Origin of the sequence: Teredinibacter waterburyi, assembly GCF_001922985.1 — a bacterium.
In the GTDB taxonomy this organism is placed as follows: Bacteria; Pseudomonadota; Gammaproteobacteria; order Pseudomonadales; family Cellvibrionaceae; genus Teredinibacter; species Teredinibacter waterburyi.
On record NZ_MRUH01000167.1, the window covers coordinates 23,485 to 48,801 of the forward strand.

General features: G+C 47.9%; 23 protein-coding genes. 12 read left to right on the top strand and 11 right to left on the bottom strand.

The genetic code is table 11. The features are described 5' to 3' along the window. Nucleotides 1-118: 118 nt before the first annotated feature. From IDZ20_RS13550 to IDZ20_RS13560, 3 genes are all read right to left on the bottom strand, one after another. Nucleotides 119-1,849, bottom strand: a complete 1,731-nt coding sequence (locus IDZ20_RS13550) for a cellulase family glycosylhydrolase (RefSeq protein ID WP_245792343.1) — start codon at nucleotides 1,847-1,849, stop codon at nucleotides 119-121. Between the two features lie 438 nt (nucleotides 1,850-2,287). Further along, complete coding sequence (locus IDZ20_RS13555) at nucleotides 2,288-4,927, bottom strand: SNF2-related protein (protein WP_188151980.1); 2,640 nt, start codon at nucleotides 4,925-4,927, stop codon at nucleotides 2,288-2,290. A gap of 88 nt (nucleotides 4,928-5,015) precedes the next feature. Further along, nucleotides 5,016-5,294: a GIY-YIG nuclease family protein gene (locus IDZ20_RS13560; RefSeq protein ID WP_245792329.1), complete on the bottom strand. Its 279-nt coding sequence runs from the start codon at nucleotides 5,292-5,294 to the stop codon at nucleotides 5,016-5,018. An 89-nt stretch (nucleotides 5,295-5,383) separates the two neighbouring features. On the opposite strand from IDZ20_RS13560, the gene rarD reads away from it, so the two are divergent. Next, entirely contained in the window at nucleotides 5,384-6,289 is a 906-nt protein-coding gene (gene rarD / locus IDZ20_RS13565; protein WP_188151981.1) for an EamA family transporter RarD, read from the top strand. A gap of 10 nt (nucleotides 6,290-6,299) precedes the next feature. On the opposite strand, the gene IDZ20_RS13570 is transcribed toward rarD, so the two are convergent. The 3 genes from IDZ20_RS13570 to IDZ20_RS13580 form a co-directional block, all read right to left on the bottom strand. Next, entirely contained in the window at nucleotides 6,300-7,442 is a 1,143-nt protein-coding gene (locus IDZ20_RS13570; protein WP_245792344.1) for an MFS transporter, read from the bottom strand. Between the two features lie 180 nt (nucleotides 7,443-7,622). Further along, on the bottom strand, nucleotides 7,623-8,945 hold the full coding sequence (locus tag IDZ20_RS13575; protein ID WP_188151982.1) for a cytochrome P450: 1,323 nt from the start codon (nucleotides 8,943-8,945) through the stop codon (nucleotides 7,623-7,625). 65 nt (nucleotides 8,946-9,010) lie between these two features. Beyond that, entirely contained in the window at nucleotides 9,011-11,212 is a 2,202-nt protein-coding gene (locus IDZ20_RS13580) for a di-heme-cytochrome C peroxidase (RefSeq protein ID WP_245792330.1), read from the bottom strand. A gap of 272 nt (nucleotides 11,213-11,484) precedes the next feature. Between IDZ20_RS13580 and IDZ20_RS13585 the strand changes: the two genes are divergently transcribed. From IDZ20_RS13585 to IDZ20_RS13600, 4 genes are all read left to right on the top strand, one after another. Beyond that, entirely contained in the window at nucleotides 11,485-11,853 is a 369-nt protein-coding gene (locus IDZ20_RS13585) for a DUF1304 domain-containing protein (RefSeq protein ID WP_188151983.1), read from the top strand. A 149-nt stretch (nucleotides 11,854-12,002) separates the two neighbouring features. Next, the gene (locus IDZ20_RS13590) at nucleotides 12,003-13,184 is read left to right on the top strand and encodes a serine hydrolase domain-containing protein (RefSeq protein WP_188151984.1); all 1,182 of its coding nucleotides are present in this window, start codon (nucleotides 12,003-12,005) and stop codon (nucleotides 13,182-13,184) included. Nucleotides 13,185-13,351: 167 nt separating this feature from the next. Next, nucleotides 13,352-13,915: a DUF7010 family protein gene (locus IDZ20_RS13595; RefSeq protein ID WP_188151985.1), complete on the top strand. Its 564-nt coding sequence runs from the start codon at nucleotides 13,352-13,354 to the stop codon at nucleotides 13,913-13,915. 67 nt (nucleotides 13,916-13,982) lie between these two features. Continuing rightward, a complete protein-coding gene (locus tag IDZ20_RS13600; protein WP_188151986.1) occupies nucleotides 13,983-14,786 on the top strand; it encodes a carbohydrate kinase family protein in 804 nt (267 codons plus the stop codon). A 38-nt stretch (nucleotides 14,787-14,824) separates the two neighbouring features. Here the strand turns inward: IDZ20_RS13600 and IDZ20_RS13605 are convergent, their stop codons facing one another. From IDZ20_RS13605 to IDZ20_RS13615, 3 genes are read right to left on the bottom strand one after another with little or no spacing between them, the layout of a single operon-like run. Then, nucleotides 14,825-15,373: a CC0125/CC1285 family lipoprotein gene (locus IDZ20_RS13605; RefSeq protein WP_188151987.1), complete on the bottom strand. Its 549-nt coding sequence runs from the start codon at nucleotides 15,371-15,373 to the stop codon at nucleotides 14,825-14,827. Nucleotides 15,374-15,430: 57 nt separating this feature from the next. Further along, nucleotides 15,431-16,165, bottom strand: a complete 735-nt coding sequence (locus IDZ20_RS13610) for an anti-sigma factor family protein (RefSeq protein WP_188151988.1) — start codon at nucleotides 16,163-16,165, stop codon at nucleotides 15,431-15,433. Then, a complete protein-coding gene (locus IDZ20_RS13615) occupies nucleotides 16,162-16,662 on the bottom strand; it encodes an RNA polymerase sigma factor (protein WP_188151989.1) in 501 nt (166 codons plus the stop codon). Before IDZ20_RS13615 ends, IDZ20_RS13610 begins: the two co-directional genes overlap by 4 nt. A 188-nt stretch (nucleotides 16,663-16,850) precedes the next feature. Between IDZ20_RS13615 and IDZ20_RS13620 the strand changes: the two genes are divergently transcribed. Beyond that, nucleotides 16,851-18,293 carry a S8 family serine peptidase gene (locus IDZ20_RS13620; RefSeq protein WP_188151990.1) on the top strand — a complete coding sequence of 481 codons (1,443 nt, stop codon included), beginning with the start codon at nucleotides 16,851-16,853 and terminating at the stop codon, nucleotides 18,291-18,293. On the opposite strand, the gene IDZ20_RS13625 is transcribed toward IDZ20_RS13620, so the two are convergent. Then, nucleotides 18,277-19,344: an LPS-assembly protein LptD gene (locus tag IDZ20_RS13625; RefSeq protein WP_188151991.1), complete on the bottom strand. Its 1,068-nt coding sequence runs from the start codon at nucleotides 19,342-19,344 to the stop codon at nucleotides 18,277-18,279. The two genes, IDZ20_RS13620 and IDZ20_RS13625, sit on opposite strands and share 17 nt — an antisense overlap. Nucleotides 19,345-19,566: 222 nt before the next feature. After that, nucleotides 19,567-20,334, bottom strand: coding sequence for a hypothetical protein (locus IDZ20_RS13630; protein WP_188151992.1), 768 nt, complete (start codon nucleotides 20,332-20,334; stop codon nucleotides 19,567-19,569). 112 nt (nucleotides 20,335-20,446) lie between these two features. Between IDZ20_RS13630 and IDZ20_RS13635 the strand changes: the two genes are divergently transcribed. The 6 genes from IDZ20_RS13635 (at nucleotide 20,447) to IDZ20_RS13660 (ending at nucleotide 25,234) form a co-directional block, all read left to right on the top strand. Continuing rightward, entirely contained in the window at nucleotides 20,447-20,758 is a 312-nt protein-coding gene (locus tag IDZ20_RS13635; RefSeq protein ID WP_188151993.1) for an antibiotic biosynthesis monooxygenase family protein, read from the top strand. Between the two features lie 93 nt (nucleotides 20,759-20,851). Beyond that, nucleotides 20,852-21,817: a CsgG/HfaB family protein gene (locus IDZ20_RS13640; protein ID WP_188151994.1), complete on the top strand. Its 966-nt coding sequence runs from the start codon at nucleotides 20,852-20,854 to the stop codon at nucleotides 21,815-21,817. Further along, nucleotides 21,817-22,152: a hypothetical protein gene (locus IDZ20_RS13645; protein ID WP_188151995.1), complete on the top strand. Its 336-nt coding sequence runs from the start codon at nucleotides 21,817-21,819 to the stop codon at nucleotides 22,150-22,152. The genes IDZ20_RS13640 and IDZ20_RS13645 overlap by 1 nt, the downstream gene beginning before the upstream one ends. Next, nucleotides 22,142-22,498 carry a DUF4810 domain-containing protein gene (locus IDZ20_RS13650; RefSeq protein WP_188151996.1) on the top strand — a complete coding sequence of 119 codons (357 nt, stop codon included), beginning with the start codon at nucleotides 22,142-22,144 and terminating at the stop codon, nucleotides 22,496-22,498. Before IDZ20_RS13645 ends, IDZ20_RS13650 begins: the two co-directional genes overlap by 11 nt. Before the next feature lie 95 nt (nucleotides 22,499-22,593). After that, nucleotides 22,594-23,232 (top strand): DUF799 domain-containing protein, encoded by a 639-nt coding sequence (locus tag IDZ20_RS13655; RefSeq protein ID WP_245792331.1) that lies wholly within the window; start codon nucleotides 22,594-22,596, stop codon nucleotides 23,230-23,232. 301 nt (nucleotides 23,233-23,533) lie between these two features. Next, on the top strand, nucleotides 23,534-25,234 hold the full coding sequence (locus tag IDZ20_RS13660; protein WP_188151997.1) for an ArnT family glycosyltransferase: 1,701 nt from the start codon (nucleotides 23,534-23,536) through the stop codon (nucleotides 25,232-25,234). The last annotated feature ends 83 nt before the right edge of the window (nucleotides 25,235-25,317 follow it).

Here is a 25,317-nt window from a genome sequence, read left to right on the forward strand (position 1 = left end):
AAACGGTGGCTAGTATAGCGGCTGCTCCCGCAATTCATACGGGCAAAAAAAAAGCAGAGCCCTAAGGCCCTGCTTTTTTCTCATCATTCAAAAAACGAATGGTGACTAGCTCATATAATTACTGAGAATTACAAGTGCTAGGAGCGATACAGCTCGCATTGTTTTCCCATCCCCAACCACTGCTAGTGTTGGTACATAGTGGATAGCTAGAGCCGTACCAGTTACAGGTACCGCCAGTGCCGCCACTTGATGAGCTGCTAGAACTTGAAGAGCTTGAGCTCGAAGATGAAGACGACGAGCTAGAAGACGAAGAACTAGAAGATGAAGAAGACGAGCTAGAAGAACCGCCAACTACACCGCCGTTACCACCTTGTGATTCACAAGTAGTACGACCGATACAGCTCTGGTTGCTTTCGTATCCCCAACCGCTATCTTGGTTAGCACACAACGCGTAGTTAGTACCGTACCAGTTACACTGCTGGCCACCGTTACCGCCGGTAGAAGAACTACTTGAGCTAGATGAACTAGAGCTAGACGATGAGCTGCTAGAGCTTGAAGAACTGCTTGAAGACGAGCTGCTTGAAGAACTTGAGCTGCTAGAACTTGAAGAAGAGCTTGAAGAGCTGCTAGAGCTTGAAGATGAGCTGCCACAAGAGCTTATAACGCCACCGTTGCCGCCTTGTGATTCACAAGTGGTACGACCGATACAGCTCTGACCATTTTCGTAGCCCCAACCGCTAGTTTGGTTAGCACACAAAGGACGTGGGTCATCTTGATACCACTTACACTGTTCGGTACAAGCACCACCAGTCGAAGAGCTAGAAGAAGACGAGCTTGAAGAGCTGCTAGAACTTGAAGAGCTTGAGCTAGAAGATGAAGACGAGCTAGAAGAGCTTGAAGAAGAACTAGAACCGTTGCTACCGCCAAAAACGGTAGCTTTACGTGAGGTAGATGCAATGCCGTTAGCGCCATTGATCAAACGGTCACCCCAAGAGCTCAAGCTATTTGCATTAAAGCTGTTGGCGATATCCAAGGCTTCACAGCAGCTGCCGTTACCGGACCAAGACCAACCGATGTAGCCAATATTGTACTGCTCGGCAACAGCCATAATGCTGTCGGCGTCAACTGGCTCACCTTGGTGATCAGCACCAAACTCACCAACGATCAAAGGTAGGTTATGGTTGCTTAGGAAGTCAGATACATAGTTTTCTACACGGCTACGAGTCTGGTAAACCTCATACATGTGAACACTGAACATGGTGTTGCTGCGAGTATCCGCAGAAGCAACATCAGAAGCATTGTTCAGCATAACGTTGTCCCAATCCTGACCCCAGTTAGGCGCATCTACAACCAACATATGGGTCAAACCAGCATTACGGATAGTGCGAATGGCAGCTTTGTGCTCATCGATCCACTTTGCATCAGATTGGTTGTTACCGATAGGCTCGTTGGCGATGTTAATGATTACGTAGTCTTCTTCGCCCTGCAAAGTGCTAGCGATATCAACCCAGTAGTTAGCCGCACCAGAGATAGTGCCGGCTGCGCTTTCTTCACCGCCACCAGTGGCGTCGTGAACTTCAAGCATACAAATGATTTGCGCGGCTTTACACAAAGAGATGATGTTGGCCACGTCTGAGGCGCTGTTGCGGGTCCACTGCTCGCCGTTGCTCAATACAACACGAACAACGTTAGAACCGGTCGCTGCAATGTCAGCGATAGATTGAGTTTCACCGGTGTACCAAGCGTGTGCATGGTTAATACCGCGCATTACGAAAGCGTTACCGTTTCCGTCTAAAACCTGAGTGCCAGACACGGTAAAACCGGCCCATGCGTTTATTGTCAGCGTCATCGCTGCGGTTACAACAGCACCGGCTTTAGCCAGCTTAGTTGCACATTGTTTGAATAATGTTTTGTTCATTATTATTAGCTCCAAAACTTTTGAGAGAGTAAATAAACTCGACGCCCATACCGGCATAAAATCCGGACGACAGACAGGCTTCGGTATTTGTAGTTAGTTTTCTGGGTAATATTGATTACTGAGTAATCTAGGTTCGCGTTAATTATTGTTTTTATAGCGCTATTTTTACCACCGGTACCCCGCTGCAAAGACAGCAACAAGGCATCAAATTAAGCGGCAATAGCCTTACAAGGAAGGGGGCCTTTACGACACATCCCTTACAGTGTCGTTTAAATTACAATGTAACCGTTTGCAGGGCAACCGCACAAAAGTATGAATTTTTGTACTATGTGTCGCCTTTATCACTCTTAGCGGCCCTGCGGACTCGAATCATTCCGTAATAACGATTAGGCGTATGGCAGAAAGCTGCAATCGAGCGTCGTTTAGCAGAGCGTTAACTACACCCTCTTGGCGTAATTTTAGCTGGGCGACCTCATCAGGATTAATCAGGCTGTTGCGTTTCGCAAGGTTATCCAAACGGGCAATCTCGCCAGAAAAGTAATGCTGTGCTTGTTCCGCCGCGGTTTTTAACAGTACTTCCTTATCTTGTTCAGCAAATGCTTCTGCATTTTTGTACCAAGCTGATATTTCAGTTTTACGAGACTTCACGACATCCCGGGCCAAATACTTTTTAACCGGCTCAACGGTATTTTGCAGGGACTCTTCAGACAGCAGTCCAGCCAGGTTTTTAGCGCTGACATCTAACACCAAGGCGCGCACCGAATGACTGGTTAAGAATGGTAAGCAAGCGGTCGAATAGGGCGACTGAATAACCACGTCAAAACAGACCTCCAACAAACAGTGGCCAGCCGGCAACTGCGGGTTCGGTAGGGTTGCAACGGATGCTGCCCCGAGATCAGAATGATGTAATAGCTCCCACAAACCGCTGATAAAGGGCGAGTCCCAGCTCATAAACTGTACATCTTCGCGACGACCGGCGATCTCGCGCGAAAATGTTACCTCTACACCTTCCGGGGGAATTCCTGGCAGTGCACCGATTAACATCTTGTCCGATGGAACTAAGCTGTAACAGCCATCTTGGGTGGCCTCGAAATGAAATTGCAGCAGGTCACTGGACATTTCCACCAAGGCTAACGGCGACTCTTGCTCAAACAGTGCGATTCGGTCGCTCAATTCATCGGCAAATGGTTGGCGACAGCTGTTCATTTCTAACAGGGCGTCACGGCCATCTTGAATCGAACGCTGCTGCTCCGCCACATCGCGCCGCGCGCGTTCGGTAAGGTCGTGGTTTAAACCTTCCAGCGTATAGAATTCTTCGGCTGTGGTTTCAGCCAACAGCGCCTCGTGCACCATGCCGGCGGCAGGGTTTTGCTGTTCGACACAGTTTAGGATCTCATGCATCCAATAAAATCGGTAACCATCGAGTGTGCCTTCGCAGAAAGGTATGTGAATATTCACTTCGCGGGTTTGACCGATGCGATCTAGACGGCCAATACGCTGCTCTAACAAGTCTGGATGGTCAGGTAAATCAAGGCAAACCAGATGACAACTGAACTGGAAGTTTCGGCCTTCGCTACCAATTTCGGAACATAAAAGCAGTTGGCTGCCACTGTCTTGATCCGCGAAGTAAGCGGCGGCCTTATCGCGCTCAATTAAACTTTGATGCTCGTGGAATAAAGCGGCATCGATACCGTGTTTTTTCCAGAGGTAACTTTCGCAGGCCCGCACATCGTCGTAGTCGTGGGTGATAACCAAGATTTTTTCTTCGGGGTAGCTCTTCACAAATTGCGCTAGCCACTCAAACTTGTCGTCCCAGCTATCGCCTTCCAGCAATTCAGGGCGAGCCACGCGATCGCAAAAACCTCGAATCGCCGAGCGTACATTGCGAAACATTACGCGGCCAATACCGTGGCAATCGAGTAATTGGTCAACCACCTCTTCATCACTCAGGTCAGCGGAGAGCTCGTAACGCGCTAACAAGTCGGCGCGGCTGCCGGGCAAGTCGCGAATCTGCTGGTTAAGCTCTTGGTAGTTTTGCTCTTGCTGCTGCAGTTCTGCAAGGGAGGTAAACTTGGCGGGGTCGAGTAGTTTCAAGCGCGCAAAGTGGCTATCTACGCCGAGCTGTTCCGGTGTTGCTGTCAGCAATACCAAGTGATCACTGCTATAGGAAAGCGCTTCCAAACAATCAAACGCTACGCTGCCGGGCGCAATATGGTGAGCTTCATCGACAATGGTAATATCAAAGTCGGCATTCAGCAGTTCGTCGCTCAGGTACTCGACTGCACCGTGAGGGACGATATGAATCTGACCCGACTCGAAGTCGTGGCCCTCAGGGCTGTATAGGCTTGGGATCAGGTTGAACTTGCGCACCATCTCGACCAACCACTGAACCTGTAGGGAGTCGGGAACCAAAATTAACGCCCGCTGCACTCGTTCGAACTTCAACAAGCGAGTCAAGATCATGCCCGCTTCGATGGTTTTACCTAAACCAACTTCGTCTGCCAACAGTACCCTGACCTTCTCGCGCTCACAGGCCATCCAGGCAACATAGAGTTGATGAGGAATAAGATTCGCACGCGCGCCCAGCAAACCGGCTAAACGCGATCGCCACAGGCGCCCCATAGATTCGTCGAGCTGACGGCGAAAATAGAACCATTTGGGGGCATCTAGTTGCCCTGTTAACAAACGCACCAACGGTTGATTCAAGCTCACTTGTGCGGCGAGTTTAGTTTCGACTACCAGCTCTTCACCAATATCGTAAATCATCAAACCGTCATGCTCGTGAGCGGCAACAACGGTTGCAGACTCTCCGGAGGCGAGATCAATTTCATCATCGATGGTAAATTGAATGCGTGTTAGTGGCGCTTCGCGGCGCGCATATTGACGCTCGCAATCGCCCAGGGGGAAGAAAATCGACACAGTGCGCGGCGCGACTTGAGTAACAATACCGAGACCAAGCTCCGGTTCAGAATCGACCACCCAACGTTGGCCTTGTACAAATTCAATCATGATTTTATGTCTTACATCTGTGGTTGCAGCAGAGGCGTGCGAAACAGGCGACAGCCTCAATTCACAAAGGGCCGCAATTGTACGTTTTTTAGCTTCGCTGTTCAGCTATTAATGCATTCTTTTGTAGGCGGGAGAGTTTTTTAAGCTCCGCCTCTCGTTTGCAGGCGCTACTTCGCGACTCACTCACTTCACTGTAAACCAAGCTCACTGGCTGTCTCGCTCGTGTATAACGTGCCGCTTTTGTAGCGCTGTTGTGTTCTTGTTCGCGCCGCTGTGGATCAGTCGTAACACCCGTGTAGAGGGTATCGTCGGCGCATAACATCATGTACACAAACCACTCGCGGCTTAATTCTGTTTTTTTCGTCAACCTTTTACCCTGCTAGCCCTATACTGTGTTGCGAAATCCAATCGTCGTTTTGCACTTTGTTCAACCCCCATTTCCCAGAGCATTCAGCCGTGACTTCAACTTCATCAAGCCTAGCCGAAGACCGCCGCGGATTATTCTACGCCCTCGCCGCCTATGGCATTTGGGGATTTCTACCAATTTATATTAAAGCGCTGGATCACATCTCGGCCGCCGAAATTTTTGTCCACCGTATTATTTGGTCGCTGCTGTTCACCGGCATAGCGCTACTCATTAGTCAGCGCCATAAACTTATCTGGGTGCACCTAAGTAATCCGCGCACGCTGCTAGTGTTGTTTGGCTCGACACTATTTATTGCCATTAACTGGCTGGTGTTTATTTGGGCTGCCAACAGTGGCCGCTTGCTGGAAACTAGCCTGGGCTACTATATTAACCCGCTGGTTAATATTCTTTGTGGTCTGCTGTTTTTGGGTGAAAAATTGCGACGCTTGCAATGGCTGGCCGTCGCACTTGCCAGTGCCGGTGTTGCGCTACAGGCAATTACGCTCGGCAGCCTGCCCTATGTTGCGCTTATCTTGGCGTTTGCGTTTGGCCTCTATGGGCTTTTACGCAAAATCATAAAGGTTGGCGCATTGGAAGGTTTATTTATTGAGACGCTAATCCTCACACCGCCATCACTGGTGTACTTATTCTATTTTTCCGCTGGTGATTCACTTACGCAAATGGCCGACAGCTTTAGCTTCTCGCTATTTTTAATCTGCGCCGGACCACTTACCAGCGTTCCGCTGATGTTATTTGCCGCCGCGGTATCACGCTTAAACTACTCCACCATGGGGTTTATTCAGTACATTGCACCCAGCACTGTACTGTTAACCGCCGTATTCTGGTTTGGCGAAGTATTAGTGTGGCAAAAAACGCTTACCTTTGTGTTTATCTGGTCGGCACTGGCGCTCTATTCTTGGGATAGCTGGCGCAAGCTAAAACGCTACCAATTTTAAACTAGAAAAATTAGTTCGAGCTGCTACCGCGAAAACCCAATATCACTTCATTACCAGCAGCTGGGGCCTGAGGGATATTAAAACTTAACACCAGTGAGCACACCGCAAACACCACACCTACCAGAAAAACTGCGCTTTGCGAATAGATCCAAACCATACCCAATAGCGCCGGAATAACCACCGCGGCAATATGATTAATAGTGAAACTCACGCTCGCCGTACCGGCCATATCTTTTGGATCGGCGATTTTTTGGAAGTAGGTGGAAATCGCAATAGCGAACGCAAAAAACAAGTGATCGATAACATACAGACCGGCCGCAATATGCGAATTGCTAACAAACGCATAGCTGGTAAACACTAGAATGAGCGCAATGTATTCAATAATAAGCGCACGCCGCTCGCCGATAAAACCAATGAATTTACCAATGCGTGAAGCGAACATAAAATTAAACACATAGTTAATAATAAACAACGCGCTAATTTCGCCGACGCTGTAGCCAAACTTTTCGACCATCATAAAACCGGCAAACACCGTGAAAATCTGCCGCCTCGCGCCACTTAAAAAGACTAACCCGTAATAGAGCCAATAGCGTTTGCGTAAAAATAGCGTTTTATTTTGTTCAACCTGATGACCAAAATCGCGAAATCGCAACGCCAGAATCGCCACCAGAATCAAACCGCCAGCACCTGCCAACAGATACATCCACTTGTAGTCGACACCAAACATATCCATTGCGATAAAAATAAGCGCATAGGCCGATAGCGATGCAATGGCCTTTATCGCCAAGGCGCGACCCATAAAGTGCGGGGTTTTACTTTTAGGTAACCACTGTAGGGTCAAAGACTTATTAATCGTCTCAAAATAGTGAAAGCCAATCGACATAACCACGGTGGTTAGATAGAGGCCTATCGCAAATGGGAAGAAGCCCGTTGCGGCAACGCCCAAAGCCATAAGCGCGATGGCCAGCAAGGCAAAATATTGCTCGCGCAGAATCAGCAATACAAATACGGCGGTAAAAGCCAAAAAACCTGGAACCTCGCGCAAGCTTTGCAAAATGCCAATTTCGACACCGGTGAACTGGGCTCGCTCAACAACAAAATTGTTTAGCAACACCTGCCATGTCGCAAACAAAAACGACATGATAAAGGTCATCGACAGTAAAAGGTTTTCCGGCTTTTGCCAAAAGCTCGAGCTATTAAGTACATTAGTATCGGTATTGGCAAGATCGGGAGATGCGGATTCAGCAACGGACGACGACTCAGACATAGTGATGATCGCTAGATGAAGGTAATTCGGGTGCTGATTCTAACAAACTCTAGGTAAAAGTCGCACCTACACCGCCCAAGTGAGTGGATAGCTCTGGGGTAAATGCCCGCCTTGATAGTCGATTGGGCCCTGCTGCTGGAGACCGTCTTGCAACAAAATTTGACGTACCATTTCAGGAATCATCTCCGCACCTATGTAGCGACCAAGGCACGCATGCTCACCATAGCCAAAATGAAACTGGTGATACCAATTACGCCCAGGTTTGAATTCATCTGGGTCGGCAAAAGCACGCTCATCAAACATTGCCGACTGCGTAGCGGCCAACACATAGCCGCCAGCGGGAACCGTAACTTCACGTTCAGTGCCGCGAGCGATTACCACCTCGGACGCAGCTTGTCGGAACAAGTAGGGTGAAATCGGCACATAGCGCAATGCCTCCCAAACATAATTGTCGAATTTGGTGGTATCGTCACTGGCAGCGGCGATTTTAGCCTCGGCTAAAATATCGGGGTGATTCAGCAGATACTCCACCGCCTGTGCAACCGCTTGCGACGTTGTTTCGATTGCGCCAATTAGCAGCCCGCCAGCATTAATACCGACACGCTTAATATTAAACTCCACCTCTTCAGCGAAGCTGCTGCGAATCATCCGGCAGACAATATCGTCTGTGGTGGTGGTATTTTTGTCGCCCATCAAGTGGCTTATTAACTTTCGTAACCCGTACCAAACCACCAATAAAATATTTTTCGCCTGTTCCGCTTTTACGGCAATAATTTTTCGGGCCATAAGCTTTACCACATAGGCGGCCAATTTTTCTCCGGCGGCGTTATGCTGCGCAACAATCTCATCGCGCTCGGCCTGGGTGTGATCATCGAAGGGTTGGTTGTAGAAAGTATCGGCCTGGTTCCAGTAAGACCACTCGATCAATTCGGATTTGTCGACGCCATCTAAGCCGAAATAGTCTTGCACCAAAGTTGCCGGCACCATTCGACAATAATCGCCCACAAAGTCGATTCGACCATTCGCCTTGGCCAAGATATTCGCGCTAACCTGTTTGACCAAGGCGCGGACGCGCGGCAGATCGTTGCGATTAAGAAAGCCCTGCATAATCGATTTTTCACGGGTGTGAAAGGCATCGTCATCATGAGACATTAAAAAATCGGACATTTTTGGTTCATACAATTTAACGGTAAAAACCTTAGGTTGATTCAACACCTCTACGCAATCGTCTAAGCGTGTTATTAGTGTTGCCATATCCGTTTGCAAAATAGGCCGTTGCTGGCGCAATACTTTAAAAAACGCCAACGGCTCACTGGCTATCCAAGCGCGAACCAAATTGAATTTTTGGTCATCTTCTGCTGCGTCAAGTTGTGCTAGATAATCCGTCATGAGCCTCTCCGTACTTAGGTTAATTGTTGCAGAGTTTAAGCGTTCTAGGTTAAAGGATTAAGTCATTAAAGGGTTTTTAAATATTCAACCAACTGCCAACGCTGGTCGTCATTCAATGCGGGTAGTACTTCGCCATTTAACTGTGGTGAATGCCCAGACGCATATTCGTGACCACCATTGCCGTTGCCATAAATATCCGTTCTAAACAAAAAGCCGTCATAACCTTGCCACTTCAAGCCTACATATTCCGGGTCGAACTCACGCGAGCCAACAATAAATTCATCTGGTCGATAGAGGCCATCATCTGGGTCTCCTGGGCGCTTTTTGGGCAACAACAAATGATAGAGGCTTGGCACCGAACCATTATGTAAATAAGGGGCTGTAGCCCAAATTCCATTCAGCGATCGGCCCTTATATGAGAGCAAAGACTGCAATGGTTTTACGGTAGAGTCGGGATCGTAATTACCTTCTTTTATCGACGCTTTTACTTCATTATCAAAAAAGGTAATGGCAAAATCGAATACCCGCTCTGCCCAGCGTTGAATAAAAATTTTGTCTGGGTCTGGCGTAGTCACCACGTTTGTTGTGGCGATGGTAAGCAAACTCGCCGCGGGGGCTTTGCGTTCTAACAACATCTTACCTACGCCGGCATCAGCATACTTTCCTTTGACTATGCCGCTATAACCGTTCCAGTCGACACTGTTCTCGGCCATTTTCGCATCGGTTTTCATCGTTTTTAGGCTTGTCATTCTCGCCACTACGCGCCGATCGGGGCTGGTTCTATTAATGTTCTCGTGGCAGCCTTCGCAGTAGCCGCGAAATAGCACTTTACCTTTATCCGCCTTAACTTGATCGATCGCTGGCAATACCGGCTTGCCCTCCGGCCAATCGGGGAGATTTTCTAATTCGCCTGGCCATTGTGGTGAATATAGGTCGCGCAGTTGATTCTCAACACGACGAACATTTCGAATATTAACCGACGAGTCAAACTCAATATGCCGATTATCAAAGCCCTGGCCGCCTAGAATAGACGAAAGGGTTACACCTTTTTTCTGCTGCCAGTCGAGCGTACCAAACACGCCAATAACCTGACCGGCATTGCGCCCTATCGGGCCGATACCGGCATTACCGACAACACCATTCCACTGCACATAATCGTGTTGTGGAATATCCCAAAGGAACGGATAGCTCACCGGCGCATCGGCAGGATTAAAAATTTCATCGCGAAGTTTAACCAACCGCTTCAAGCTGGGCTGATCATCGCCACTTAAACTGGGCACACTGCGAATCCGCTCGATTAAATGATCGTGCTCATCACCGTTAAGTATCGGTTCAACTTCCGCGAAAACCATTGCATATTCTGCCGGCGTAAACGCACGCGACATTGCATCTAAGAGTGTTTCTGGGTTTACCAAATGTTCGAGTACACGGTTATAAATTCGGCCAAAGGCATCCAGCCGCGCATAGCCATAGGTCGTTAAGGGCCGCGTAGCTGTTCGCGGGTTGTTAATAATCGTGTAGGACTCAACACGCAACGCGAATTTTTGTAGATCGGCCAATATTTCTTCGCGATCAGAGTAGTCGCCAAACTCGGTTACAGCGTCGACAAAGCGATCTAGTTTAGCTTGGTTCTCCAAAGTATCTTCCATTGCCGCAGCTAGATCGACCATAAAGTTTTCCATGTCGGCCATTGCTGGGCCACCATCGATGCGCATGCCAACGCCCTGGTAATTTATTTGGGTAGTGTGGCAGGCCGCACAGGTATAGCCCATGTAGCGTTTACCTTTATAGGTATCTAACGCCATTCCTAAGGGTAGACCGTCGGGATTAGTCGCTGTAGGCTTTTGCGGCAGATAGCGATAACGCAAAATATTCTGATTTTGGCGAAACAGTTCGCGAGATTCTTTTTGTTCAAGTACTAGGAAAAAATCGTAGGGGATAAGGTTGGAGCCTTGGCTAACATTATAGAACCAGAGGCTATCGGCTGGCTGCCAGCCCTGATCCAAGTAGGTAATCTCATCCACTTGATCGCCGAGTGGGTCTTTACTTACAACCAGCGCGCCACGGGCCGGATCTTTATCACGAAACTCCCAGGCGCGTGAAATTGCGCCAATCGTCGCCCAAACGATTACTAATAGAATAAAAGCAAACATTACCGCTATGGTTTTTTCGATAAAATTTCGTGTTTTAAAATTACGGATAGGTTGATAAAAGAGTACTGCGAGAAGCTTATTAGCAAAAGAAATAACAGCTGTCTTAAATCCCATTGTTGCGATCCTTTTTCGAATTAACTCATCAATGAATTACACATATCCTTCCGATAAATAATGGGAGTAAATAGAAGGATTGGCTCGCAGCCCAACATCGGAGAAAAAGCGTTTGTCTACCAAGGCCGATTTCACTACAGCATAGTCACTGTGCGGCGCAAATTCCATTATTGTGACGGCTGTTGGTACTATCTCACTCGATTGTTTGGTAATTATTTACAAGGTAAAGTAGCTAACGCTTAATATCACTAGATATCTATGGAGAAAATACTATGGAGTGGATCGCAATAGGCCTCGTGGCCCTCGTTGCCATTGAACATCTATACTTCCTTTATCTCGAAATGTTTCTCTGGACTAAACCCGCAGGGCTCAAAACGTTTGGCATGAGCCTAGAAAAGGCTCGGGAGTCGAAAACACTTGCCGCTAATCAGGGATTATATAATGGTTTTCTCGCCGTTGGTCTATTTTGGGGGCTAGTTCACCCCAATAACCTTGTGGGATTCCAAATTCAAATCTATTTTTTAGTGTGTGTTTTGGTTGCCGGTGTGTATGGCGGTTATAAGGTTAATAAGTCTCTGCTTATCTTTCAGGGGCTGCCCGCGCTTATCGCCCTAGTCGCTGTGTTTTTGTTTGACCAATAGCAGCCGTGACGTTGTGAACTATATTCAATAGACAATGGCCAACCGGCAGCAATGGAAAGCTGACCTACATGGGTTCTGATTTATCGGCTCGAACGCCTTAACTTAGCCGCATTATTAAGCTACGGGCACACTCACAAGGGCGAATAAATATGACTGGTTGCAACAGCAGGAGTAACCATCGCACCTTCAGCTATCGGTTACGACCTTTATTCGCACCTGTGCTTGCACTTATATTTACACTTGCTCTCGCCGCCTGTAACGGCGGCAGTCAAAATGGTGCAGGCTCTGTTACTCCAACAATTACACCTACCGGTATTCCTACATCATCCCCAAGCGGAACACCAACATCTGAATTATCCGCACGCCTAACCAATGAAATAAACCGCTATATCGCTGAACATGAAACACCTGCCAATGCCGGCGTTAGCCTGCTGGTTGTTAAAGATGGTGAAGTGGCATACCACAACAACATCGGCTTCGCTGACAACGCCGCCAGTATTAGCGTCAACCGCCACACCGGGTTTCGGTTGGCATCCGTGAGTAAACCCTTTACCGCAATCGCCATAATGCAATTGGTTGAGCAAGGTGAAATACATCTAAACGATTCTATATTGATTTACTTGCCTGAGTTAGATGACAGTTGGCAGCCCATCACCTTAAAGATGCTGTTGATTCATACCTCTGGTATATACGATTTATTAAACGACATATGGTCTAGGTCGCGCTTAGAAGATTTAACTAATGCTGGGGCTTTGGAATATTTTATCAGCAACCCGGCATTAAAATTTACACCGGGAAGCCAAACCAGCTACAGCAATAGCGGTTATAATTTTTTAGCCTTAATCATCGAGCGGGTAACCGGCTACAGCTTTAGCGATTACATGCGACTATATCTTTTTCAGCCCGCTGGCATGGGCGACAGCTACATTACCGAAAAACACCAACCAATGCGCCTAGGCGATGCCCTAAACTTCGCAACCAGTAGCAGTCAGTATGGCATCAATACCTACCTGACCGGCAACATGGCGCAGGTAAGCTCAAGCGATGACTTTATTCATTTTTTTAGAGCCCTGCGCGAAAACCTACTTATTTCTAATATTACACTCGCTAACATGACCTACCCGCGCACCGAGCTATTTGGTGGCGGCTACGGTTACGGCTTTATGCTGACCGAAACGAGCTATGGCCACGCAGGCTTATGGGATGGTTATCGAACCGAGATGACGATAGTACCGGACAAGAATTTGGAATTTGTTGTGCTTACAAGCGGCGGCAGTGCTACTCAGCATTTTACCAACGGCATAAAAGCTATTGTTAATAGGCTCTATTAATCATTGCGCTAAAAATTTGTTGCGTTTTATTGTGAGAAAACATTATTCCTTGCAACTAAAAAATTCGCAGGATTTAATTTAGATATGAACACCACCGTCAGATTACCCCTCTTATAAACACGGCAATGCACTAGCTTTATCCATTCGCGACAATCTAAGGAATTTGAATGATCACAATAGTCGATGCCCAAGCCGATATGCGCCGTGCCTACTACGATGGATTTCCAGGCGTTTTCTCTTCTGGATTGATATGGATTGCAGCTGGTCTAGCGGCGATGCTTGTCAGTTCAACGGCCGGAATGTTAACGCTCATTTTTGCCGGAACCTTAATATTCCCGCTGTCTGTTTTATTGTGTAAGGCGTTTGGTAGAACGGGGAAACACCAAGCCGACAACCCTCTTGCGTCACTTGCCATTGAGGGAACAATATGGATGCTGCTGTCTATTCCCATCGCAGTGCTCGCATCGTTCTACAAGATCGAGTTATTTTTCCCTGCTATGCTGCTGGTAATTGCGGGTCGGTATCTTACCTTTAATACACTATACGGCATGCGGATATTCTGGTTGCTAAGTGCGCTCTTAGTTGCATCTGCGCTAGGCTTGGTCTTCCTTAGTGCTCCGGTTATTTCGGGTGCATTTTGTGGTGGTATTATTGAAATGTGTTTTGCGCTTCTATTGTTTAGTCGTTCGAAAACGCGCAATGCCTTGGACGAAAACACAAGTAGGGTTTAAGTCCAATAGTACCGACTTAGCTAATTCTCGACTTGATTATTTTCGACTTAACCAAGGTAACCTCCTTATGCAAACAAACCCCACGAAAGTCGCTAGCTTTAGTGTTGCAGCTATGGATTACTTCCCGCAGCAAGATCAATATTTTGCTGGTGGGAACGCGTTAAACCAAGCGATTCGATTTGCCCAGCTAAACACACATAGCGCTTTCATTGGCGCACTCGGCGATGATGCTCACGGCGTTCAACTTCGCGAGCTTTTATCCCGTAATAACGTCGACTTAAGCCAGCTGGCGATATGTGGCGGACAATCCGCGTCTAATCGTTTGATAAATGACGCAGAAGGCGAAAGGTACGGCGAAGACGGCGCTTGGGATGGCGGTGTGTATGAAGGTTATTCTATTCCTGAAAGTAGTTGGCGCTATATTCGCGATTTTCACATTTGGTCTAGCCATGCCAGTTGCCCAAACTTTTTCGAAACCTTAAAACGTAAACACGAGAATTTTCTTTGCGTTGATTACCTGCACCTACCGGATATAGCTGTATTGGCGCAAACCCTAAGTAGGGTCGACATAGCTTATGTTGGTGGCGATTCGTCTATGATTGAAAGCCTGTCGCAGCTTTCCTTGGCAGTCGATAGCCTGCTCGTATTAACCCTTGGGGCAAATGGCAGCGTGGCGTTTTTTCATGGCAAAGCGTTTTACCAAGATGCCATTGCCACGAAAAAAGTTATTGATACCACCGGCTGTGGGGATGCATTTCAAGCCGCATTTAGCTTAAGTTACTTTCAACACCGCAATATTGAATTGGCACTCGAGCATGGCGCAAAGGCTGGACTTACGGCCACAACACACTTCGGCGGTGTTCCTTGGTGAAATTATCCCGCCTTTCCGCTTCTTTCCCGCTAGTTTTTTTACTGTCTAGACAAGTTATCCCTCACTTCACGCGCATCGTAGCTCTCGACATTTTCGGGGCGCACACCTTTTCCCAAACGTATTTCTAGACTGGCTATCGCTTTAGTCGCTCGATCTCCAGTGTCGGTATGCAAGCCCATGCCATAGCTACTGGCAGGGTAAGGTTCGGTAGTACAACCCAATAGGCCACAGCGCTTCGTTGCACTTTCTCGCTCGCTCATTTTGGACATGCTGGTTTGTATCGTGTTGTTAGATTGCTCTAGCTGTAAATCGCGATCTACCACAACAAACCAATCGTAACCTTTTTCCAAGGTCAGCTCAGCCGCTCGGCGCAGTGCATAATGTCTGACCGTGCTGTTGGTCTTATTGCGTGCTTTGTAATCCACACGATAGCGGTTGTCACTTATCACCGTTTCGGAATATCCATACCCATAGCCGGCAGCTTTTTGGTAACCGCTGTTACTGGCACAACCAGTTAAGGTCAGAAAAGAAAACGTCAGCAACGAAAAAGTTAGTAATGCAGGGGGCTTTATCCATATGCGTTTCATTGTTTACCTCGTTGTCTGTTTGGGTTGCCGAATCTAGATCTGTAGGTGTACAGGTCCTTATTTCTGCCAGTTGTTTTCAATCGCCTGCGCTTCTTGTTCTGCATTTAAGAACGGGCCTTTCGCCAGCTGGTCGACTAAATCGTTAATCGGGTTATTCACCGTGGCAGGCTGGTAATTGCCCGCACCAGTTGCCGCAGTGGTAAAGGCCGCGAGCTTTTGCCACTTGCCATTGTTGATACACGCCAATGCTTGAGTCGTTTCTGAATCCGTGCGCGTAGTGAACTGACGGCACAAGTCCCCCTCGGCGTCGGTAAAGGATACGCGCGGCGTTAGCTCGCCAAACCCCACTAAATTCACAGCTTTGCCGCTGGGAGTATCGTTTAACGCTTGTACCACTTGCACCCAACTATCAGCCGTAGGGCTATCAGTTTTCGGGCTATCAGTTTTCGGGCTATGAGAAAAGTGACTTATCGCAAAGCCAAGTGCAAAGGTAATACTGGCTGCTACCGCGAGATTTTTTTGTGTCGAGCTGCGCAGGCGCTGCCAAACAGAAAGCTGCACAACATTGTCAGCGGGAGCCTTCTCGCTCAACAGATCTGTGATGCTGTTAGGTAGCGGCTGTTGGTCTATCGCGCTGTAGGTGGCGCGCACCAAGGCGTCGTTCTCGGCAAGTTCCGCAAGCCGGTTTGCCAAGCGCTCGTCGCTAGCGATACGGTCACGCACTTGGTCCATCTCTCGGTCAGTGAGTTGTGCATCAAGAAAAGCGGACAAGGTTTCATCGGTAATCTTCATAGCGGCGTCCTCGCGGGGTTGAGGTTTTGGGGTTTGAGGCTTTCTGCCAATGCGATACGGGCCCGAGCGAGACGACTCATAACAGTACCCGTTGGAATTTCTAACACTTCGGCCACAGCTTTGTACGATAGGCCCTGTAAACACACCAGCGCGAGAATCGAGCGATGATCGTCGGGCAACTTGTCCATCGCTTGGTTTACCTGCTCTAGCGCGACTTTTTGCTCCATAGCGCGAGTGCCATCTACAATTTGATAGTCGGTGAGTTCCGGCGATTGCGCAGCGCTAAGGCGTACCTTGCGCGCGCGGTAATCGTCGATCCACAGGTTGCGACATACACGAAATGCCCAAGCAGCTAGTGGCACGTCGGCGGGTACAGGCTTACTGAGTAGTTTTTCTACCGTGCTCTGCAGCAGGTCGTCGGCGTCTGCCATTTGACCGGTAAGCGAGTATGCAAAGCGTCGCAGCGACGGCAGTAGCTCGGTGAGCGCTTCTTTCATCGGCTCGATTCTCCTGTTAAGTTTCGGCTGTTATCCCTTTAACGGCTCAGCTTGGGTTTTATTCCCCATCCATGGAATTTTTATGGTTGCGACACGTTTTAGCTATGTAGCTCTTGTATTGATTTACGAGCTAACCTCAAATACCCCGCATATTAGCGCGACACCATTGCGCGCAAAGGATAGCTATCATGAAACATAAACGCACGGGGCACTGGGCGTTACTCGCCAGCAGCTTAGTGTTCGCGGGCAGTGCCCAAGCTCAGCTGGTGAATAGCCCCAACCTACTCGATCCAATTACAGAAATGGCTCGCGAAATTGACGACATCGGCCGCGATCTAGGCGAGTTGAGTGGCGCAACCCAAGACGCGCTGGATATTGCCAAAGCTAAAGCGATTGCGGCAGCCAAGTTAGCAGCCACAGACCCTATCGCCAACGCCCTTGGCAACCCGCTAGCCAAACTTCCCCAAGTGTTAAACATTGTAGACAGCTTTGGGAACACACAGCTTGTCGAGGTCGAAGTGGAAGACGGCTGGCGGGCGATAGCCCAGGAATGGCTGATAACACTGAGCGACACACAACTGATTACCTTGCGGCAAACCCTAGCGCAAACCGCGGTGGAAATTCTCAGCCAGCAGAGATTTGCGGGGTTAGGTTTGCAAGTAGTCCGTATTCGGGTGCCCCAATCATTGGATAACCGCACAGCGCTTAGTGCTTTGTTGCCGCCAACACTGGGCGACCAATTTGATCGCAACCATAGCTACGGCAGTCAGTCCGCGAATACCGAAGCCTTGCCGCTACATCCAATCAAAGCTCAATTACTCGACGCTGGGTCGAGCTGCTTACTACCGGTCAAAGTCGGCATGGTCGATACCGCTTTGCAGGCCTCACACCCCGCGTTTAGCAATGCGCACATCGTTACAAAATCCTTTCTTCCCGCGGACTTAAGCGCACCTATGTCTCACGGTACGGCGGTGGCTGGTTTGCTAGTTGGCCAACTCGATAACGCGCCATCAAACGGAATAACCGCGCTGTTACCGAAAGCGCAGTTATTTGCGGCCTCGGCATTTTACGCCCGCTCGGATTACGCTCAGGGCGCAACGGCCTTGAGTTTAATAAAGGCTTTGGACTGGCTCGCAGCTGAGCGGGTACAGGTTATTAACTTGTCGCTGGCGGGGCCGCCAAATTCGCTCCTGGCGCAAGCGGTGGGTAGAGTTCACGCGCTTGGTATTGGCATGGTTTCCGCCGTCGGTAACGAGGGGCCAGCGTCTCCACCTTTATACCCTGCAGCATATAATGAGGTTATTGGGGTAACGGCGGTCGACAGCAATGGTGCTATTTATCGTTGGGCCAATCAGGGTAAGTATGTGGATTTTTCTGCGCTTGGCGTTTCGGTGGTAACTGCACGGGTGCAAACAAACCAAAACACCTCATTGCAGGGTCGCCAGTCCGGCACTTCGATAGCGGCGCCTGTGGTTACGGCACGTTTAGCGTGTGAGCTATTCGGCAAGCAACAAAACCTAGTGGGCGGATGGCAAGCACTTAACGCCAGCGCAGAAGATTTGGGAGAAGTAGGGCCAGACACGGTTTTTGGTGCTGGCCTACTGCGGCGGCAGATTAAAACTCCGCTTTGATTTGTAAGGAGCTTAGGGTTTCACGGTAGTCTGCTGCGGCTAAATTGGATTGGTAATCGCTGGCGCTTAATTTGGTCGCCACACTTATATAGCGGTTTAACTTCACGCTCCACTGTAATTCAATATGCTGTTGAGTATCAGCACGATTGGCTATTCGCGCCGCCTGCCCATCGGAGTTCGCATCTCCATATTCATCCTGCAAGCCATCAAGCTGTTCCACGCCGCTTTGTTGAGATTCGCCCTGTGGGTCACTTCCAACAGAAACGTTAGCGGCAGAATAGTTGCGCTTGAGATACCGCCAACCCAGCTGTACTTGGCTAGACTTGTTCCACAGCTTGAAATCATTTGACCAGCGCGCGCGTAGGTTAACACCATCAAAGCTGTAGGCTTGGTCGCGAGCACTTTCCTGTTCTAGCGAAAAGCCCACAGTAATAAAACGCTGGCCGCTATTCATAAACCGATAGAAGTCGCCGCTCCACTCCCATGTGTCGGCATTGCGTTGGCTTTGCTCCGCGAAGGTTTTGTGTTTTTGTGTCGCCGCTGCGCGCAGGTAAAATTTTTGCGTGAAAAGCTTAGAGGCAAATACACTGGTTTGCGATAAAGCGAGAAAATCCTGCCGATCAAGATACGCCGCCGCATAGTTGTAGCTGGCACCAGCGGTTAACCACGAAAACCTATAGCTGGATTCGAGATTACCGCGCGCTACGGCGAGATCAAAACTTTCATATTGCTGGTATTTTTTCCCGTCGTAAAAAACGCCGCCACGCAGGGTTAATTTTTCTTTTGGCTGCCACTCTGCGGTCAGCCCTAAATTCGTTTTTGTCGCCCAGTCGCCCTGCTGGGTATTTCGATCTAACTCCACTAGGCTCACATTGCTATCGTATTCTGTGCCCACACCTACCTGCGCTGAAACTGCAGCGGTATCAGCGTATAAAGGCAAGCTAAACCCCAAGCCTAGCGTAAGCATTACTACCTGCGCTCGCTTGCTTATCGCATTTGTTGCGGTGGCTTTTACGCAATCCGTTAAACTGTATATTGGTCGAATGGCCATGATGAGAACCTCAACATTTTTTGAAATTAACTGAACCGTGTTTTTCGTTGCTGCGCTTTAAATACGCGTGCTGAAGCGGGCAGCTGGCGGGACTATGAGTAAGTCTCGCCAGCTGCGGCCGTCACTACAAAAAACAAAGATTACTGAAGATTAAAGTTATTCAAGACAGTGGATACGAGTATTGAACACTTTATGGTGATCACTTAAAGGTGACGCCAGATTTTATAGGCTACCAGAAAGAGATTGCGCAATAGAGCCCTCAACCGCCGCCGACACCGCACTGTTAACTTGCTCATTTACCGTAGCGCTAACTTGATCATTAACAGCAGCCTGAGTGGCTTGTTGCACTTGGCCGGAAATCGACGCGTCCACTGCGCCACTGATACTTTGGGTTAGCGCAGCATCGATAGCATTGGTCATCTCGGTGGTTTGTATTTGTGTTGCGACTAGCTCATTTGCTAGGGCGGTAGCCGTTTGTTCCGCCATTGCGTTTACCGTCACCGCCGTCTGCATGCCTGCATTCGCGGTTTGATTTAGATTTGCGGTGATCGAGGCTGTGGCGTTAGTCGCTTTTGCGGTTAGCTCGGCAGTAGCCGCCGTCGTGTCGCTAGCGAGCGATTCACCGCTCTGGCGGAAGCTCGAGCTAGCATTGGAACTAGCGTTAGAGCTTGCCTCGGAGTTCAGGTTTGAACTAAGACTTGAGCTACTCGCCGTATCACTTGGCGCGCTCGTTGCCGACTCAGTTTCAGTGCGGTTGTCGTCATACACCGCTACAGAAGGCGCATCCGCTGCAGCAGAAGCGTTCGTCTTTGCATCGCCGTCTAACTCCGCTGATGTCGCTTGACTTTCAGGCTCAATTTGCGCGCTACCCCGTACGTCGGCACTGGAATTGACACCGATACGGGCTTGACTGAAATCATCAGCCGAAACAGCAATAGAGAGTAGGCTACAAGCGGTTAATGCGGTAAAAAGTAAAGTTGGTTTATTCATGGTTGTTTCCTCGTTTTTGGTTGGTTCAATAACTTAACGAGGCAGAACGGAATTTATTCCATACAAATGTGATATTACATTTTTCTCCATAAATAGAAGGAACGAACACCCCATGTATGCGGTCATTTTTACAGCTACACTCAAACACCTCGACGAAGAATATTCCGCTACCGTAGCCAAGATGCGTGATTTGGCCTTTAACCACTACGGTTGCCTCGCCTTAGACAGTGTTTGCGACGGCAGTAAAGAAATTACCATTTCCAATTGGCCAAGTTTGGAGCATATTAGTGCTTGGCACGCAGACCCAATGCATCAAGCGGCGCAAGCTCTCGGTAAAGCCAAGTGGTACACAGAATTTTCGGTACAGGTCACCTATGTTGAACGCAACTATCGTATGAACTTAGCAACTGACCAAACCAACTGAATATCACCGATAACGATACAGGCCTAAGTGTTGCGTTAATCAACAACACTCTACTTACTAAAGTGCATGACAAATACCCAAGGGAGATTTCCAATGAAATACGCCATTACCGGCTTAACGGTTGCACTGCTTTTCGGCTGTGCCTCCCAAGAACCCCGTCTTAAGGACATTGAACCTTCGGTTTCCGAAACCCAGCAGCGTCAGGCACAGGCGCAACTACTTGAATCACAAGCCACACAGACCCTAGCACTTAAACGAAAAATAGCCGTTGGTCGACTTTCAAACGAAACCAGCTATGGTAAAAGTTTACTCGGCTCTAGTGGCAGCGATGTGTTGGGCGAAAAAGTATCCGACATGTTTGTGCAATCCCTTGCCAATAGCGGCAACTACTTAATCTTCGAACGCCCCGATTTAGATTTGCTGAACAATGAAGCCAAGCTCAGCGGTCAAAGCGTGAACCTTATTGGCGTAGATACCCTAGTTATTGGCTCGCTTACACAGTTTGGTCGCAACACCACTGGCGAGTCGGGCTTTTTATCCTCCTCTAAAAAACAAGAAGCCACTGCAACCGTAGACTTACGTTTAGTTGAAACCAAAACCGGACGGGTATTTTCTTCGGTAACAGGCAGCGGTTCATCATCTACCGAAACCGCTCGTACCATGGGTTTTGGTTCGGTTGCTGGCTACGACGGCAGCATTAATGACCGTGCCATCGGGGCCGCCGTAAATGCTGCGGTAGAAAAACTCAATAAAATTATGCTGGAAAAAACCTGGGCCGCCGATGTGTTAGCCGTACAAGACGGCAAAGTGTTTATTAGCGGCGGCAGCCACCAAGGCATTAAAACCGGTATGACCTTTGATGTGTTCACCAAAGGTAAAGCGGTTAAATCGACAACGACTGGCGGCATTATTACCCTGCCGGGCAAGAAAGTCGCTGCCATTAACATTGAGGGATTATTTGGCGATAACGAATTGGAAGAAGGTTCATTCGGTTCGGTGGTACAAGGTTCTATCGCCGGTATTGACGTCAGCACCTTGGAAGTTAGGGAGACTAAATAATGAAATTTTCAATTCGAGTAGCGTTATTATCCATCGCCGTATTACTTGTTACCGCCTGTGTGAATAAGCCGACGCAAAACACCACAGTGGTAGACGATAGACCACGCGTGACCTTCGCCGCAGATTTAGGCTCGTCGCCAAAAAACTATAGTGTTCATATCGATGGTATAGCTTACGGAAGCTTAGCTAATTTTATGTCCGACAAAAATGCACTACGTATTATTTCCGGTCGCCATAAAATCGACATCATCCATAATGATACGGTAGTTAAAACCTACGACGTAACCTTGGGTGCGAATGAAACACGTGTCCTTAAGGTAACCCATGGCAAATAATCGCATTGTATTTTTAATTATTGGCTTACTCTTGCTGAGCGGTTGCGGCGCAACCACTCAGTACAAGTGGGGTAATTACGAAAAAAATATGTTTGATTATTACCACCAACCCAGCCGCAAAGATAAAGTCATTTCAGACCATTTGAATATGGTAGCCAACCCTCCGATCAATGGTCAAAAATTGGCTCCCGGTATGTTCGCAGAAGCCGGCACTTTTTATTTGGAACAAGGCGACTTAGCAAAAGCCATCGAAATGTACCAACTAGAACGCGCCGCCTGGCCTGAAAGCACGAAGCTGATGGATGCCTTGATTGAGAATTTGCAAAAGAAAGTAGGCTCTAAATGATCGCAATACTTAGTTCTAGAATTTTTCTGCGCTGTTTCATTTTCAGTATGACGGTATTTTTTTATGGCTGTGAAACAACTCAGCAGCCACGCAGCATGTCCGAATTTGAACAATTGCGTCCCGCCTCTATATTAGTCGTACCCGTAGTCAATAAATCTGTCGATGTAGAAGCCCCTACCTATTTACTTACTACCCTGCCAATGGTGCTCGGTAACAAAGGCTACTATGTATTCCCAATAAATACGGTCAAAACGATTTTAGATCATGAGGGCTTTTACGAGCCTGCTGAAATTCACGCACAGCCACCAGAGAGTTTAGCGGCGATGTTTGGTGCAGATTGCATTTTATACGTGACCATTAACGAATGGACCTCACAATATATTTTACTTTCCACCACCACGATTGTGGATTTCAGTTATAGAATTGTAAGTAAAGACGGCCACGAGTTTTGGCGCGCGAGAAAACAATTAACCTACAGCCCACAAAATTCCGACACAGGTAATGGCCTCGGCAATCTCATTAGTGCAGCAATTTCAGCTGCAATGGAACGCGCCAAACCAAATTACCTACCACTCACACGGCAAGCCAACAGCGAAGTATTTTTACTCAATCGTACCGCCATACCGCCCGGCCCCTACGCCACCAACTATCAAGAATATTATTCTCAATTTGAGATAACGCCTGCCACAAAAACTGTCACGCCTGCGCCCAGCAGCGATAAAGTTGCACCTTAATCAGGCGCCAAATGAATGTTGGGTCGAAATTTTTTACAAACTTTTCGCCCAGCTTTAGTGCGCCTGTCACGTTATTCATTAAACTAGTTAGCGACTGAATTTTCTTTTGCTTTCGACGTCCAGCTATTGTATACATCTTAACCGTAGAGCTTAGTTGATACTTTAAATCCCTTGCTGCATTACTTAGTGAGCAAGGGGGAAACGTACTTCCTTAAAACCCTGTTAATGGAACTTGGGGTTCGGAAGCACGTAGTTTTCAACTTTGATCAGATACTGATTTCAACAGGGGGCGTTGAATCTTATGGGAAACATCTACAGTCTAGTGGCGTCACGCACACACAAAAAACCTTGGCTCATCTTGATACTTTTATGGACCTTGTCCTTTATTATTATTTGGCCTTACGGCGAGTTCCCAGTTAATGATGACTTTGGTTTTTCTACGCCGGTAAAATGGCTTTCTGAAAACGACGAATTACGATTAACCTACTGGCAATCTATGACACTAATTTTCCAGGTGTTTCTGGGGTATTTGTGGAGTGAGTTATTCGGGTTTAGTTATTTCGGTTTGCGTATTTTAACTGCAATTCTTGGCGGTATATTTATCTATACTTGCTATAAAATTTGTATTGCTAGCGGTATTGATAAAAAAGTCGCCTTCGTAATAGCGAGCGGCTTTCTCTCTTTTCCGGTCTGGATAATGTCGTCTTCGACGTTTATGACTGACACACCTTTTTTGGCCTTCTCAACGCTCGCGACTTGCTGCCTAGCGACGACGGTCTATAGTCGTAACCCATCCGTATTGCCCTACCTTTTTGGCTTTTCTTTTCTGATAATGGCAATTTTAATTCGTCAAATTGGTATTGCCATCGCACTTGGTTTTTTACTTGCTGATATTTACAACAACGGTATCAAACCCAAAGTTTTGTTGCGTTCAGGAATACTATTTGGGTGCTGCCTTTACCTCGTTGCTGAATTTCCTGCGCTAATGGAGCATATCGCTCCGTTATCGTCCGACTACAGCGTTCGCACCTCAGGCCTACACGAGAGACTTGCTGATTTACTCGCGTTAAAACTCGGTGTTTTTAAGCCTATGATTTACGCGATAGTAGAATTTGTACTGCATTTTGGTTTGCTATTGCTTCCCATAGCGGCAATTAGATTTGCTCAAGTAATTATCAATTCACGGCATAATGTCGCTACGCTTTTCGCCTATATAGCTTGCACCGCCCTGCTGTTTGGCTACAGCGTAGCCATTCACCAGCCTGTCCCTGCTGGAAATGTAATGAGCCCCCATGGCTTAGGACCAAAGCTTATCGATCCGTTCACTGCGTATGGCACTCCGGGAATGTTACGCTGGCTGCTAACCCTGCTCGCGGCTATCGCTGGCTCTACCTTGATGGTGGATCTAGTTAAAGGAATATGGAACCGAGTTCTATTAATTTCCGCCGGGACAAAAAATAAGATAAACGGTGTTTTTGTTTTTATTTTTTTAAGTGCCGTAATTTCTTATGCGCCCTTTGGTATTTTCTACGGCCCGTGGTTTGTACGCTACGTGGTTTTCCCATCGTTACTTTTTATCGTGCTGATTACCGCTCTTAACCCGAGCTATCAAGTTTTAATCAATAGATATACGAAAACAATTCTTTCCTATTTTATGTGTTCGCTGATCTTAAGTGTATGCTTGGCACACGACTTCTACAGCTGGTCTCGGGTTAGATACGAACTGATTGACAGTGCGCGCGAGGAATTCAACATAGCGGCCTATCAACTTGACGGCGGCCTAGAGTATAACAACCTGGAACAGTTACTACTCAATCCAACACAAAGCTTAACCATGTTAGCATTCAAACAGCCCTTAGCACGGCCCTATAAAGTTGCTAAGATACCCATGCCCGGTTACGAGGTACTACGTGTAGAAAACGTTCGCCAGATATTTCCCATAGAAAGAAATAGGAAAATTTACCTGCTTCAATCGACGGTGCAACTCAGCGGTATTCCCTAGCTTAAAGTGAATTACACATCTCGTAAGTACACTAAGCTGCCAAACATTGATTGGCGGCTTTTTTTTAAACTCGGATTAGTTTC

Coding starts and splice junctions, on each gene's coding strand:
- IDZ20_RS13550 (WP_245792343.1), bottom strand. CDS start 1,849: ATGACGCTGACAATAAACGCATGGGCCGGTTTTACCGTGTCTGGCACT.
- IDZ20_RS13555 (WP_188151980.1), bottom strand. CDS start 4,927: ATGATTGAATTTGTACAAGGCCAACGTTGGGTGGTCGATTCTGAACCG.
- IDZ20_RS13570 (WP_245792344.1), bottom strand. CDS start 7,442: ATGACCTTTATCATGTCGTTTTTGTTTGCGACATGGCAGGTGTTGCTA.
- IDZ20_RS13575 (WP_188151982.1), bottom strand. CDS start 8,945: ATGACGGATTATCTAGCACAACTTGACGCAGCAGAAGATGACCAAAAA.
- IDZ20_RS13580 (WP_245792330.1), bottom strand. CDS start 11,212: ATGGGATTTAAGACAGCTGTTATTTCTTTTGCTAATAAGCTTCTCGCA.
- IDZ20_RS13585 (WP_188151983.1), top strand. CDS start 11,485: ATGGAGTGGATCGCAATAGGCCTCGTGGCCCTCGTTGCCATTGAACAT.
- IDZ20_RS13590 (WP_188151984.1), top strand. CDS start 12,003: ATGACTGGTTGCAACAGCAGGAGTAACCATCGCACCTTCAGCTATCGG.
- IDZ20_RS13595 (WP_188151985.1), top strand. CDS start 13,352: ATGATCACAATAGTCGATGCCCAAGCCGATATGCGCCGTGCCTACTAC.
- IDZ20_RS13600 (WP_188151986.1), top strand. CDS start 13,983: ATGCAAACAAACCCCACGAAAGTCGCTAGCTTTAGTGTTGCAGCTATG.
- IDZ20_RS13605 (WP_188151987.1), bottom strand. CDS start 15,373: ATGAAACGCATATGGATAAAGCCCCCTGCATTACTAACTTTTTCGTTG.
- IDZ20_RS13610 (WP_188151988.1), bottom strand. CDS start 16,165: ATGAAGATTACCGATGAAACCTTGTCCGCTTTTCTTGATGCACAACTC.
- IDZ20_RS13615 (WP_188151989.1), bottom strand. CDS start 16,662: ATGAAAGAAGCGCTCACCGAGCTACTGCCGTCGCTGCGACGCTTTGCA.
- IDZ20_RS13620 (WP_188151990.1), top strand. CDS start 16,851: ATGAAACATAAACGCACGGGGCACTGGGCGTTACTCGCCAGCAGCTTA.
- IDZ20_RS13625 (WP_188151991.1), bottom strand. CDS start 19,344: ATGGCCATTCGACCAATATACAGTTTAACGGATTGCGTAAAAGCCACC.
- IDZ20_RS13630 (WP_188151992.1), bottom strand. CDS start 20,334: ATGAATAAACCAACTTTACTTTTTACCGCATTAACCGCTTGTAGCCTA.
- IDZ20_RS13635 (WP_188151993.1), top strand. CDS start 20,447: ATGTATGCGGTCATTTTTACAGCTACACTCAAACACCTCGACGAAGAA.
- IDZ20_RS13640 (WP_188151994.1), top strand. CDS start 20,852: ATGAAATACGCCATTACCGGCTTAACGGTTGCACTGCTTTTCGGCTGT.
- IDZ20_RS13645 (WP_188151995.1), top strand. CDS start 21,817: ATGAAATTTTCAATTCGAGTAGCGTTATTATCCATCGCCGTATTACTT.
- IDZ20_RS13650 (WP_188151996.1), top strand. CDS start 22,142: ATGGCAAATAATCGCATTGTATTTTTAATTATTGGCTTACTCTTGCTG.
- IDZ20_RS13655 (WP_245792331.1), top strand. CDS start 22,594: ATGTCCGAATTTGAACAATTGCGTCCCGCCTCTATATTAGTCGTACCC.
- IDZ20_RS13660 (WP_188151997.1), top strand. CDS start 23,534: ATGGGAAACATCTACAGTCTAGTGGCGTCACGCACACACAAAAAACCT.